This is a genomic window from Psychrobacter sp. CX5 (genome assembly GCF_057621535.2).
This window is the reverse complement of record NZ_CM177735.1, coordinates 2,687,167-2,701,784: the sequence shown is the minus strand read 5'-3', so window position 1 is coordinate 2,701,784 and position 14,618 is coordinate 2,687,167. Positions and strand designations below refer to the sequence as shown.

10 protein-coding genes are annotated in these 14,618 nt (G+C 39.5%); 1 reads left to right on the top strand and 9 read right to left on the bottom strand.

The window, feature by feature from the left end; all coding sequences use genetic code 11:
- Nucleotides 1–27: 27 nt before the first annotated feature.
- Nucleotides 28–951 carry a MaoC family dehydratase gene (locus AC21OG_RS10495; RefSeq protein WP_487376560.1) on the bottom strand — a complete coding sequence of 308 codons (924 nt, stop codon included), beginning with the start codon at nt 949–951 and terminating at the stop codon, nt 28–30.
- A 250-nt stretch (nt 952–1,201) separates the two neighbouring features.
- Nucleotides 1,202–2,602, bottom strand: a complete 1,401-nt coding sequence (locus tag AC21OG_RS10490) for a 3-oxoacyl-ACP reductase (protein ID WP_487376558.1) — start codon at nt 2,600–2,602, stop codon at nt 1,202–1,204.
- Between the two features lie 971 nt (nt 2,603–3,573).
- Here AC21OG_RS10490 and AC21OG_RS10485 point away from each other — a divergent pair.
- On the top strand, nt 3,574–5,460 hold the full coding sequence (locus AC21OG_RS10485; protein ID WP_487376556.1) for an acetyl-CoA C-acetyltransferase: 1,887 nt from the start codon (nt 3,574–3,576) through the stop codon (nt 5,458–5,460).
- Nucleotides 5,461–5,684: 224 nt separating this feature from the next.
- Here the strand turns inward: AC21OG_RS10485 and AC21OG_RS10480 are convergent, their stop codons facing one another.
- From AC21OG_RS10480 to rsmG, 7 genes are all read right to left on the bottom strand, one after another.
- Nucleotides 5,685–6,920, bottom strand: coding sequence for a DNA polymerase III delta subunit-related protein (locus tag AC21OG_RS10480; protein WP_487376555.1), 1,236 nt, complete (start codon nt 6,918–6,920; stop codon nt 5,685–5,687).
- 127 nt (nt 6,921–7,047) lie between these two features.
- Nucleotides 7,048–7,923, bottom strand: coding sequence for a 3-deoxy-manno-octulosonate cytidylyltransferase (gene kdsB, locus AC21OG_RS10475; protein WP_487376834.1), 876 nt, complete (start codon nt 7,921–7,923; stop codon nt 7,048–7,050).
- A gap of 278 nt (nt 7,924–8,201) precedes the next feature.
- Nucleotides 8,202–9,419, bottom strand: coding sequence for a tetraacyldisaccharide 4'-kinase (gene lpxK, locus AC21OG_RS10470; RefSeq protein ID WP_487376553.1), 1,218 nt, complete (start codon nt 9,417–9,419; stop codon nt 8,202–8,204).
- 5 nt (nt 9,420–9,424) lie between these two features.
- Entirely contained in the window at nt 9,425–11,269 is a 1,845-nt protein-coding gene (msbA, locus tag AC21OG_RS10465) for a lipid A export permease/ATP-binding protein MsbA (RefSeq protein WP_487376551.1), read from the bottom strand.
- A 120-nt stretch (nt 11,270–11,389) separates the two neighbouring features.
- Nucleotides 11,390–12,481 (bottom strand): ParB/RepB/Spo0J family partition protein, encoded by a 1,092-nt coding sequence (locus AC21OG_RS10460; RefSeq protein ID WP_487376549.1) that lies wholly within the window; start codon nt 12,479–12,481, stop codon nt 11,390–11,392.
- A 438-nt stretch (nt 12,482–12,919) separates the two neighbouring features.
- Nucleotides 12,920–13,696 (bottom strand): ParA family protein, encoded by a 777-nt coding sequence (locus AC21OG_RS10455; RefSeq protein ID WP_487376548.1) that lies wholly within the window; start codon nt 13,694–13,696, stop codon nt 12,920–12,922.
- A 132-nt stretch (nt 13,697–13,828) separates the two neighbouring features.
- On the bottom strand, nt 13,829–14,503 hold the full coding sequence (gene rsmG / locus AC21OG_RS10450) for a 16S rRNA (guanine(527)-N(7))-methyltransferase RsmG (RefSeq protein ID WP_487376547.1): 675 nt from the start codon (nt 14,501–14,503) through the stop codon (nt 13,829–13,831).
- Nucleotides 14,504–14,618 lie beyond the last annotated feature (115 nt).

The window sequence follows — 14,618 nt, the reverse complement described above, 5'->3', positions numbered from 1 at the left end:
AACGAAAACGTGTAGCGCTCACTAAGACTATAGTTTTTTGATAGTGCCTGCTAAATGCGGTTTATCATTTTTTGCACTATATAAATCAAACTCAACTAACTTAGAGGCATCCAGTTGGTTTAAATTTTCACCAATCAATTCAACTTCCGATGGCAGTAATATAGGCAACTTAAAGGCGACATCTACGGTGTATGCATCAGGTAAATCCATCAAACTTAAGCACTTGGCTTTAGACCACATTCCATGAGCGATGGCTCTAGGAAAGCCGAATGCTTTAGCAGTGAGAGGATGGATATGAATGAGATTAAAGTCGCCTGATATCCTTGCATAGCGACGACCGATATCCTCTGGAACTGCAAATATACTGTGTAAATCGTCCTTTTGAGCCTCTGGCTTTTGATTGACGGTTTTAGGCTTGCTTGATTGGGTAGCTTTATCCGTTTTTTGGCGTGAAAGGTAGGTCGAGGTTCCCTCCCATACTAACTCTTCACCACTGTAAACCTTAGTCACAAAATCAAACTGTTTACCTTTATCATGATCACGAAGATTATCAAAGCTAACACTCATGTCAAACGTTTCAGTATCTGCAATACGGCGATGCTGAGTTACTGAATTTTCAACATGAACCAACCCTAACATCGCGAACGGAAAGTCCTCATCAACCATCATGTTCATTTGCAAGGATTGTGATAATACGGCAAAGTAGGTAGGCGGCACTTGTCCATTATCCGCAAACCCACAAATTCGACGATAGTCTTGTAGATTTGCTTTGTCGATCTTAAGTTCACTCACCCGATACGTAGCATCAGGTAAGGTTGATTTTTGTTCTTTTGCACCAGATTTTGACTTCTTACCTTTATTACCAATAATAGGGAGGAGAGACTTGATAACTTTGGGGTAGGTCTTTTTTGCTTCTGGCAAACGTTTAAATTCACGGGCTGAAGTTGTCATTTTTATTCCTTTATTAAAGTTATATTTAGCTTAAATTTGAGGACACGTTTAAACGCTAATCTGTACACCTCACGCTTCAATGACAAAAAGAGCCATCGATGTGATGGCTCTTAATTGTAGGTGGTTATAGTATCCGTAGTCTATGCCGGCTTTTTACTAGCTAGCTATGTATAACAGCTTATATACCAGCTATATAAAAAGCTTTCCATAAACTAAGTTAAGCGAATGCACCACGTCTACTCTTTAACAATTAAGCACCTAGTAAGCTTTGACCACAAACTCGTACGATGTTTCCATTAACACCGCCAGTGGCTGGAGACGCTAACCAAGCTGCAGTTTCCGCAACGTCGACCGGTAATCCGCCTTGACTCATTGAGTTCATACGGCGACCGGCTTCACGAATCGCCAATGGAATAGCAGCTGTCATTTGAGTTTCGATAAAACCAGGCGCTACTGCATTGATAGTAATACCTCTACCCTCGCCTTTAAGTTTCTTAGCAGTTGCTTGTACCAGACCTATGACACCTGCTTTAGAGGTTGCATAGTTTGTTTGACCCATATTACCTGCAATACCTGATATTGATGACACACAGACAATTCTTCCGTTATCATTTAGTACATTATGATCATCGAGATAATCGTTAATCATTGCAATACTTTGCAAGTTAATATTGATGACCATATCCCACTGTTTTTCATCCATCTTAGCCAATGTCTTATCGCGAGTTACCCCTGCATTATGTACGATGACATCTAGACCGTTTCGTTTTGCAGCAGCTTCTGCGATTTTTTCACCAGCGTCATCAGCGGTAATATCGACGGCTAATGTAGATCCGCCAATTTCGCCCGCTACTTTTTGCAAATCAGCTTGTTGCTGAGGGATATCAAGACAAATAACATGCGCACCATCACGAGCAAATACACGCGCCATTGATTCACCGATACCACGACTTGCACCGGTGACTAATACTGTCTTGCCGGCAAAAGGTTTTGACCAATCGATATCAACGTTAGTACCCGCGCTAACACGTACTACTTGACCCGATACATAAGCGGAACGAGCCGACATAAAGAAGCGAAGTGTAGAATCTAACTGTGCTTCTTCGCCATCACTAACATAGATTAGCTGTGCTGTGATACCTTTTTTGAATTCTTTACCGACTGATTTAACAAAACCTTCTAAAGATCGCTGCGATAACGTTTTACCGATGCGATCACATTCTTCAGGGGGACGTCCAATCACGATTACGCGACCAGACTTCTCCACTTGACGCGCCACAGGATGAAAAAACTCATACATCTCTTTAAGATCAGGCGCATGGGCAATATTGCTAGCATCAAAAATTAAAACTTTATAATTTTCAGAATGACCCTCACTGTCTTTTGCTTCTAGGCCAGCATCCGTTAATGATGCTTTATGAGCATCAGAGCCGCTGGCATATACCTCAGCATGTAAGTCATTAAGTGTCGTTGCGATAGCATCACTAATGCTGCTATCCTCACCTGATGCTGACCCAAACAGCACACTGCCACGTACAACCTTCTCTCCCGCTTCAAATCGATCTAACTTAACAGGTAAAGGTAGTCCTAAGTTTTTAGCAACTTTTTTACCAAGGGGTGATTGGACAAACTCTCCATAACGATCTGACATAAAATCTCCTAATAGTTAATTGGTTAGAATTCAGGGTGGGTGAACGAAAATTAAGCCTTCTTATTAAGCCTTCTACCTTCTTATTAAACCTTCTAGAAGTATAAAAACCTCTTTATAATTCAATAAAAAACGGAGTCATACTTGATTCTAATTTAGTTTATTGTTTCATTTACAGTATTGATGGTGCCAATAAACACTAGTTTCAATTTAAATGCGTTAAATAGCGTCAAATATAACGACTCATCAGTTCATTTATTGCTTTTATTGTTTTTAAGCTTGTTTAGGAATTGACTATATAAACTACTCCCAAATTTGTTTCAAATAGTCTATGGGATTATTGCCTTATATCAATGCCGACAATTTTGAATAGCCATTTAAATATAATTAATACCTCACTCTCAACTGTTAACGTATGGTGTGGCTTTAACCCAGAATTTTTGATTAAACGTCTTGATTTGCTGGGCTAAACGCACCAGCCTACATTCCTACATTGAATTTTAATAAGATGAGAACAGGTTTAAACATTCTCTTTTTCTAATGCCATATTTTGCGAAACATTTATATCATAAGTGAACATGATATAGGATTGTCTATTATTAATGATATGATAAAATTAAACAGAAGGTTATGAATGTTCTTTTTAATGATAACATTATATTATTATAGAACAACTTTTGGCATATTGCTTGACCTACAATATTAAAAAGTAACGATGTTAAAAAGTAACAGTGTTAAAAGTATCAATACTCAGTTACCATTGTTAAAATAGATTTTACCCTATATATTTAGTAGGGTTTTGAGTGAATATACTAGTTAAGCTTAAGATAGTTATATTGAACATACTTATTGCTGCGAAATAGCTTAAAAGCAGACAGTTATTCAACAATTATTTTATTTAACCTTTAGAAGTTTTGACTGCCCACTGCAGTAGACTGATAAAAACCTTCCATATTTCAAAGGATATAGATTTAATGAGCAACTCTAATAACATAAATACCAATAAATCTGCCGAAACTTCTTCAACAGTAACATCAACTGTAGTTAGCAAACGTGGTGAGGCGTTACTTGAAGAAAATACGTCTCAATCAAACAATAACGATGCGGCTGTAGACTTTTCAAAACTTCAAGAGGATGTGGTTGATTCTCCTAAGTCAGAAGCGGATGCCGTTATCAGTGAAGATAAAGCCCGTAAACAAAAAATTCTTCAAGAAGCAAAGGCACAAGCAGAACAAGATGATAATCTTACGGCTACTGATGATCAGCCTAAAGCTAAAGATGAGTCAGAAACTGAAGTAAAAACTAAATCAGCAAATAGCGACAAAGCAGACTCATCTACTGATACCAAAGAGTCTTCCCCTAAAAGTTCTGAATCTACTCAATCAGACTCATCTTCTAAAGAAAATGCGTCTCAGTCTGCCAGTTCAACTCAGAAAGACACCCCTGCTAAGCCTTCTGCTTCAAATACAGAAGACTCATCTGGTGACAATAAAAAAACTGAATCATCACATTCTAACGACAATATTGCCTCTACCAATACTAAGGATAAATCTATGTCAAAATCATCTAACGAGTCAAAACTACCACGCCGTGTTGCAATCTTAGGGGGCAATCGTATCCCATTTGCACGCTCTAATGGTTCTTACTCAGATGCCAGTAATATTGATATGCTTAGTGCCGCCTTAAATGGTTTAGTAGAGCGTTATGAACTTCAAGGTGAAAGAGTTGGGGAGATCGTCGCTGGTGCAGTATTGAAACTTAGCCGTGACCTGAACTTGACTCGTGAATCAGCATTAAACACTGCACTTGATCCTCATACACCTGCATACGATGTGTCACAAGCGTGTGGTACTGGCTTGCAAGCAACCTTTGCAGCGTCTAACAAAATCGCATTGGGTATTATTGATTCCGCGATTACCGGTGGTGTTGATACGACTTCCGATGCGCCGCTTGCTGTTGGTGATGGCCTACGTAAAGCCCTTATTAAACTTGGCGCTGCAAGAAATAATAAGCAACGCTTAAGCGCATTAACCAGCATTAATCCAAAAGACCTTATCGAAGCGCCTCAAAACGGTGAACCTCGTACTGGATTATCCATGGGTGAGCATCAAGCGATTACCGCTTTAGAGTGGAACATTAGTCGTGAAGCACAAGATGAATTGGCGGTTAAGAGTCATCACAACCTTGCACGTGCTTATGAAGAAGGCTTTTTTGATGACCTAATTACGCCTTATAAAGGTTTAACTCGTGATAATAACTTACGCCCTGATACTTCATTAGAAAAGCTGGCCTCTTTAAAGCCTGTGTTTGGTAAGCGTAATGCGAATCCTACGATGACGGCAGCCAACTCTACCCCACTTACTGACGGTGCGTCATGCGTACTATTAGGTACGGATGAGTGGGCAGAAGCACATGGTCTAAAACCATTGGCCTATATCACTCATCAAGAAACTGCCGCTATAGACTTCGTTGGCAAAAGTGGTCCTAAAGAAGGCTTATTGATGGCGCCAGCTTATGCTGTACCTCGTATGCTTGAGCGTGCCGGCTTAACCCTTCAGGACTTTGACTTCTATGAGATTCATGAAGCCTTCGCCTCTCAAGTATTATCTACTCTTGCTGCTTGGGAAGATGAGACTTTCTGTAAAGAGCGTTTAGGTCTTGATGCTCCATTAGGCTCTATAGATCGTGACAAATTAAACGTTAATGGTTCTTCATTAGCCGCAGGTCATCCTTTTGCCGCCACCGGTGGTCGTATCTTAGCTACGGCTGCTAAACTACTGGATCAAAAAGGATCTGGCCGTGCCTTAATCTCTATTTGTGCTGCTGGCGGTCAAGGTGTAACCTGTATCGTAGAAAAATAGGCATTTTTTATACTTTCTAAGATAGTACTGTTATTAGAAATAGTTAATGTTTCTAATACAAGTTACTAAGAATAAAAAAAGAGTCCAATTGGGCTCTTTTTTTAAGTTTAAAGGCTTTGATTTGCTAGGCTAAAAGCACCAGCCTACAATGAGTTTTAATAAGTTGAGAACGAGTTATAGGTTATTAAATGGCTGATATTAAAGTATAAGAATCTTAAATTAAATTATAAAGCCGCTAATATAGACATTAGCTGATCGAACACCATTTTATCTTGTACATTTTGCTGAATAGCCAATTTATTATCTTCTATCGCCGACATAACCATTTGAATATCGTCTACTTTAAGTTTAGATATTGAGTCATACTTTTCTAGTCCAATATCTTGTTGCAATGGCTGAATACCGACACTTTGACGACTAAAATCCATTAGCATAAACTCTGATAGCTTCAAAAAGTCATCCAACGATAACGTTTTTTGCCAATAGTCACTGGCAGCGATACTGCTTCGTTTACCCGCCCGTAGCGCCAACCAAGCTTTGATCCAAGTATCACGATACTGATACCACTCACTACTTAGCATATCAAGTGCTGCCAAAGGCGCGCCATTGGAAAGCTTTAATGCCTGTTCAATGTTAGCAGTTAAGTCCTCCTTATCCCTAAATTCAATTCTTGAATCAATGCGAGTGTCTGATGTAATAACGTTACTTAAATAGCCAATGACCTCCTCACGATTTATGCGATCTAGAGTCACTTGCTGTACTCGACTCTTAATAGTGGGTAGCAGTTTAGCGGGCATATCGGATATCAGCAGTAGGTGAATACCATCACGCGGCTCTTCAAGCGTTTTCAGTAAGGCATTAGCAGCTGCCACGGTCATCGTATCTGCATTATCAATGACGCACACTCTTCTACCAGTACTGCCCTGGCTTATAAAAGGTTGCAGCTCTCGTATATCATCAACTTTGATTGACGTTTTCGGGGTTTCTTTGGTATTTTTCTTAGCAGGTTTACTTTTAGTCGGTTTTTTCTTGGAATGAGCATTTTTTGAGCCTTGAGGCGTGTCCTCAGTAGACTGCATAGGCAAACTAGATTGGGGGAGAACTTGAAGATCAGGATGAGTTCCTGAAGATAACCATAGACAGCTTTGGCAGTGACCACAAGCACCTTGCTGGGCAGTTAGTTGATGCTCTTGCTGAGTATGTTGTTGGGCTCCTTGTAATGTAGTGTGTTCTGTAACACTTTGACTGTTCACATTTAAAGACTGCTCTCGATTATCGCAAAGTAGCCACGCCACAAATCGCCAGACAAACGCGCGCTTACCGATACCTTGCATTCCTGCAAATAAAAGTCCATGTGGCAAACGATCATAGCGCTTTAACAGATCATTCCATGCTGTTTGCTGCCAAGGTAATACAGGGGCGAAGTATACTCCTACATGATTATCTAATTCCTGATTCATATTTTTTCTACTGCCCGGCCTGTTCAGTTATTCAAATTTATTATGCGATATTAATGTTTTTAAAGCCCTATTAAGCATAACACTCTGGGTCACTCAACACCCTAAAATAATGCCAAGTAAGGTTAAACTATAACAACTCGCTAATAGGAAGTGCGTTCAATCGATCTAAATCTTGTTGTAGATCGACACCGGGTGGTAATCGTAGCGCCGCTTTGGCTATCGCAATCTTACCCCCATTTTCCAATACTCTTAACTGCTCAAGACTTTCAAGACGTTCCAAAACTCCTGGTGACCAGCGAACAAAGTTTTGTAATAATTTCACCCGGTAGGCATATATTCCCAGATGTCGATAAGCATTTTTAGGCAAACCTAAACGGTTAACTTGTTCGCTACTCTGGCTTTGTTCAAGTTCACTTTCATGAGTTTCTTGAGAGTTTATTGTTGTTGATGCCATAGCTTGGTCGCGGTCGCATGGAATTGGAGCGCGACTAAAGTATAAAGCATGTTGATGATTATCTGTCACTACCTTGACGACTGAAGGTCTTATAAACTCCTCATAGTCTGCAATAGGCTCATATAAGGTTGACATCACACAGTCAGGTTTTTCGACTAATAAATCATGGACTTGTTGTAATAGTTGCGGGGGAACGAGTGGCTCATCGCCTTGCATATTGACTACTATATCAGACTCATCCCAGCCTTTAATCTGAGCGACTTCACTTAAGCGATCAGTACCTGACGCATGACTGGCATCTGTCATGACTACTTCATAGCCTGCTTCCCTGCATACTGTTGCAATTCTATCATCATCGGTTGCTATACACATGTCATCAGCAAACATCGCTTGGCTTGCCTTTTCTGCCACCCAAAGTATCATAGGCTTGCCATGAATAGGTAATAAAGGCTTCCCGGGTAAACGGCTACTTTGATAGCGTGCGGGAATGACGATATGTACTTTAGCATTTGAAGATTGAGCGTTTAAAGATTTAGTATTTGGTGACATAGTGTTTGGTGACATAGTATTTGGTGACTTATTTTATGTTATTTATTTTCTTGCGATTTATTTTGGTGAGCGTTCATTGATTTTTGATATCGTCAAAGAAGTCTAAAATGGTTACAAGGCAACCGTGTGCAAGTACTACTGCAGTAGGCTTAACGAGATTAACGCTGTAACCGTTTAGTAGTTCGCTGACTATAGTTCACTTACTATAGTTCGCTGACTATAACTCAAAACCTGTATTCATAAGCTTAGGTTTTGAATACAGGCTCTTAAGGTTTAAGTTAAAAGGAGGTGACACCTAATTTATCCAATTGAGTTAATAAGGTAGCATAACAATTTTCAGATAATATAGCACGAACCGGAAGCACCCATATTGACAAACTATGAAGCATGGGATGTGCAGCCACCAAAGGGGCAACTTTCACCGCATCTTTGCTAGTAATCACAATAGGATAATCAGTCAAAGATATAAAATCATTGACTGTAAACTGATGATGATCAGGCATCGGCTTTTCAATGACGTTATAACCCAAGGTTTTAAGCGTATTAAAAAAACGCTGTGGGTAACCTATGCCACTCATCCCATAAACCGTTTGTGGGCTTAAGTTAGTCTCTTTATTGACATTGCCACTGGTATTAATATTACCGCTTGCAACATTGTCGTTTTTATTTTGGTTAAAAAGAGGGACTAACTGGTCTGGTATAAGCGTCATTGTCAGTTTATTACTATCATCACTTGTATTTTGATCGTTTTTCTGTGGCGATTGTAAATGAGATAGGCTTGAAAAATGTGATGTCTTATCTGAAACAACTGTTTTATCTGAAACAACTGTCTTAGAAGGGACTTGATTAGAAGAAGCAGGGGCTTGATGATAAATAACAGTAGCGCCATTTAAGCGACTGATGGGCTCACGTAAAAAACCGGTTGGCAGAAGCTGCCGATTTCCAAACCCTCTGATGCTATCTACCACTATCCACTCTAGATCTCTTTGCAGTCTGTAGTGCTGAAGTCCATCGTCCGCTATTATTAACTGTGTCTCAGGGTAGTTTTTAAGTAAGCATTCAATCGCTTGTTGACGATTTGGACAGACACTCACCGGAGCCGATGTCTCACGAGCAATAAGGCAAGGTTCATCTCCGACATCACTTGGTACACTATTGACAGTTACCAATTGCGGCATCAAGGCTGGATTACCCCCGTAACCACGACTAATAACGCCAACTTTGATATTTTGAGAATTAAGATATGTCACCAGTTCAATAATTAGTGGGGTTTTGCCACTACCCCCTACTGTGATATTACCCACAACCAATACTGGTATAGGTGCATGATAGCTTTTAAACAGTCCGGATTGATACCCTATTCGCCGAATATAGGTGACAAGCCCGTACAACCAACTCAGCGGCAGCATCAACCACAACCACCCACTCTGAGAATGCCATGACTTAATCAGTCCCATCTCTACTTTTGAGCTGTGTGGTGATGACTTATCTTTCATAAGATTTATTTAGCATTAATAGCGTTATATTGTGCATCTGAGAAGTCTCTGGCATACATATGCGCATACTGACCTGACAACGCCATAAGCTCTTCATGACTACCTGATTCAATAATACGACCGCCATCCATCACTACGATTTTATCAGCCGATTCGATGGTGGTGAGACGGTGAGCAATGACTAAAGTGGTTCTATTTTGCATCACATTGTCTAGCGCTTGTTGAATATAATATTCAGATTCATTATCTAGTGCGCTAGTCGCTTCATCGAGCACTAATATAGGCGCATCCTTTAGTAAAGCCCGCGCTATTGACAATCGTTGACGTTGCCCGCCAGACAATTGCAAGCCTTCTGCACCGATTGAGCTATCGTATCCCTCAGGCAGTCTCATAATGAAATCATGAGCGAATGCCGCTTTTGCAGCTTCAATGATTTGATCATCACTTTTATGTGCTAAGTCACCATAAGCAATATTGTGCCTTACCGTATCATTAAACAAGATGACTTGCTGATTTACCATAGCGATTTTAGATCTCAATGACGTCAATGAAATCTGATCGATGGGTATACCATCGATAAATATATTGCCGCTACTAGGGTCTAAGGTACGTGTTAATAAATTAACAAGAGTCGTTTTACCTGCCCCACTTTTACCCACAAATGCGACTGTCTCACCCGCTTTTATTGTTAGATTGAAGTTTGACAATGCTTGAGTACCATCTGGATACAGCATGGTTATATTATCAAAACGAATATCGCCGTCTACCTTCTGTAAATTGCTTCCCGTATCTTCTTCTTCAGGCTCATCAAGTAAGGCAAAGATAGAGTCTCCTGCTGCTATTCCCTTTTGTAGCTTCTGGTTAACATCTGTCAAATTTCGAACTGGCTTACTGAGTAAGCCTGCAGCGGTTAAATAGGCAATAAACTCACCGGCAGTGGTATTCGAGATAACTTCTGGACGTAAGGCTAGCCAAATAACGATAGACATGGCTGCTGCCATTAATAACTGTACAGCTGGCGTATTAATGCTGTTAGTCACAACAATTTTCATACCCTGCTTTAAGTTTTTTAAGGAAGCTTTCTCAAAGCGTGCTTGCTCATAAGACTGACCCCCATAATTTTTGACGACTTGATAGCCACCTATAATTTCATTAGTGATATGACTCACATCACCCATGGTCTTTTGAATACCTTTTGACAAATTCAGATAGCGTGACGATGCTTTTTGAATCAACCACAGTATAGGGGGCAACACTAAAAATAAAATTAACGTGAGACGCCAGTTTGAATACATCAAAAAGCCAAGTAATCCGAAAACCGTTAATCCATCGCGCAATATAGTTTTAACAGAGTCTGTGCTGGCCGCGGTTACCTGTTCAACATCAAAGATTAATTTGGATGAGATAGTCCCGGAAGGATTTTCTAAAAAAAAGGCGCTAGGTAGCTTTAAAAGCTTATCAAAAACTTCAACCCGCAATTGATACACTAAATTTCTTGAAATTAATGCTGAGAAATAGTTACCTAAAAAAGACCCTACTCCTCGTATAAAAAATAGAAGGATGATTAAAAAGGGGAATAAATTTCGTTGTTGTTGAGTACCGTTATTAATGGCATCAGTAATAAATTGAATTAACTTTGCGATACCAATTTCAGTTGCTGAATTGATTGAGAACCCAATAACTGTTAATCCAATAGCCCACCAATATTGTTTTACATAACCTAATAACCTAATATAGGTTTGTAAACCACTTGGCTTATCTAGACGATTCACAGCATTCGTAGATGGATTGCTTGAATTCTGATTAGAGGAAAACGTGGGCGATGCATCTGTGTCTGATGGTTTACTCATCATATGCCTTTTTTAGATTGCATTCTTAAAACTATAGTTGCAGACGTTTATATTGACTAATATCGTTATGCTAGATAGATCAAACGCAGCAATTGAGGCTGATACTTGTTTAGAAAACAGTTATGATTCAAAATACTTTAAAAGGGCTTCTAACTCCTCAGGGCTGTGGAAAAATATTTCCATACTACCTTTGCCTCCCTTTTTTTGCTTTAACTTAACTGTCGCCCCTAAGTACTCTGATAGCTGCTGATTTAGTTTCTCAATTTCGATATTTGATGATGAAGACTCACGCTTATTATCTTTCTCTGGGTTCAAAATAGACTTAACCAATTTTTCAGCTTCACGAACCGTCATTGAGGCTTCGATAATTTTATGCGCGATAATAGGCTGTTGCTCTGAAGATAATGATAATAAAGCACGAGCATGCCCCATATCTAAATATCCATCATTTAATTGGGTTTTAACATCCTCATGCAAGTGGTTCAGTCTCAATAAGTTTGACACTGTGGTTCGCGCCTTCCCAACGACTTCAGCAATCATGGCATGGCTCATGCCAAATTCAGTATGAAAGCGCTGCAATGCGGCGGCTTGCTCAATAACAGAGAGATCTTCACGTTGTATATTTTCGATCAAAGCCAATGCGATGGCTAGCTCATCAGACAAAGCCCGCTCAATAGCGGGTATAGTAATCTGACCTGCCATTTTTGCCGCTCGCCAACGCCGCTCGCCAGCAATAATCTCATGGGTTATTCGGTCCGAAGCTTTCTCTTCAGTTGCCAATAGTGGACGAATAACGATTGGCTGCATAACCCCATGTTGTTTAATAGACGACGCCAGTTCGCTTAGCGCCGTTTCACTCATATCCCGTCTAGGTTGATATTTTCCGGCTTGCAAACGCTCAACATCAATTTGCACCAATGTCATTTCATCTTCTGCATCGTCATCATTCACTATCACGGAGCTAGACTCAAGATCACTATTTACAAGCTTTTTTCTAACGGGTGCTTTTTTCTGAGTATTAGCAACTTTAGTACTGCTTTTTTTGTCAGCCTGGTTATTATTAGCAGTTGGGGACTGAGCTGACGTTGAATTGTCATCTTCAATGCGCATGTCATCGCGTAATGCAACCGCTGTAATTTCTTTTTCCTTTTTAATAGACCCGAGTAGAGCATCTAACCCTCGGTTTGCAGCTAATCCACGCTTTTTTGCCATGTCGGTTATCCTCTACTACCTGCTTACCTGATCTACAAATTTAAGTCTACAAATTTAAGATCACAAATGATGTCAATATTATTAAAAGAATAATTAAAAACTTAAAAAATATTTAAAAGCTGTTAAAAAAAGATGAGGTTAGATTATCATTCACTCATAAAGTGTATAACTATAGAATAAAACTAAAGTTAAAGAGTACAACTCGAACTAAATAGCCTTTAGATAAACGCTAATCTAGGGTCTGTTGAACAATCTAATGAGCCACCCTATTTAAGGGCTTATCATTTTAATGAATTGTGCAGCGCTTGCAAGCACAAACCTTGCTTATTCCATGAATTTATCAATCTGTACTCTATATAACCTTTAAGTCAATAATCTATTACATGAAAAAGATAATTAAAAGACGATAATTGAAAGATAACAATTAAAACAACACCATTAACTATCCAATTTTAAGGATAATTGACGACTTTGATTAACTATCTCCGTTGCCAACTTGCGATAAGCCTGAGCACCTTTTGAGCTTTTTTCATAGTCAATGACAGACATACCATGTGCGGGAGCTTCCGCCAAACGAACATTTCTTGGAATAATTGTTTTAAACATTAAGTCGCCAAAATGTGACTCAAGTTCAGCCGACACATCATTTGCTAAAGTATTGCGCGCATCAAATAACGTTCTTAATACGCCACGAATATGCAAGTGCGGATTGAGTTCTTTTAAGCGATCGATTGTTTGAGACAAATCTGCTAAGCCTTCAAGCGCATAATACTCACACTGCATGGGAATAATAACCCCTTGCGTGGCAACCATAGCATTGATGGTTAGTAAGTTTAAACTTGGCGCACAGTCAATTATAACGTAGTCATAGCCACCTAGGGACGCCATTGCCGTACTTAGCAGTAAGTGACTGTCACTTTTACCCATCAAAGTAATATCAATGCCCGATAGATCACGGTTTGCGCCAATAACATCGAATCCTGAAGGGCTAGAATAAATAGCTTTAGTAATATCAACACCATCTAATAAAACATCAGCGATACTAATTTCAAGACTTCTTTTCTCAAGACCGGTGCCTGATGTGGCGTTACCCTGAGGGTCTAAATCAATAAGTAATACTTTTTTGCGTCTGGCGTATAACGTTGCAGCCAGATTTACCGCTGTCGTAGTTTTACCCACACCGCCTTTTTGGTTTGCAATAGCCAGTATTTCCATAGGGGATACTCTAATACCTCAATAAAAGCAGGTTGTTTAAAATTATTTTATTTATCTCAGATTTAAATATGTCAGATTTATTTATGTCAGAATTTGTCGCAAATTAAACCAACGTATTCGGGGCCGATTTATTTATTTCAGTCTATACAGTTCAGTAATATGTCTGGTCTCATGCAAAAACGGCACCGTTAATGGTATATGACTGATCGCCCAATTTGTCTCTAAACTTTGAGTTTCCTTCTCATCTGGTACAAGCCCTTTCATTGCTTGCAAACAGCCATCTACAGCCATTCTAGGTGCCGCTGCTTCGACGAAGTCGCTCAAGCTTGCAAAAGCTCTTGACGTCACAACGGCAAACTTATCCGCTTCTTCAGGATTGAAGTTTTCAATACGGCTGGCGACCGGCGTTACATTACTGATATCAAGTTCTGTAATCAACTGTCTAATAAAACGAATCTTTTTTTGATTGCTGTCAAGAACCGTCACTTCTCGATTTGGTTGACAAATTGCCACAATGACACCCGGCAATCCTGCTCCAGTACCGATATCTAGAAGACAACCTGTCTTAAGATAAGGTAAGATAGCCAAACAATCAAATACATGCTTGATTAAGGCCTCTTTCGGCTGCTTTACCGCAGTTAAATTATAGGCTTTATTCCAGAACAGAAGCTTATCTAAATATAATAGTAGCTGACGTTGTTGCTCAGAGTTGATATCTATCTTTAATTCTTCAATGGCCTGTAATAGCAACTCATTAAGCTCATTATATTGACTATGTATTACTTTAAATTCAGAGGTGTTCATCATTTATTAATACCATACTGTATTATAATATGGGCAAACTTTAAAATAATTTAGCCCTTTAAATTAGCAGGGCATTATAGCACGTTCCACATTTTTTGAGACGCAATCCCTACTTTAT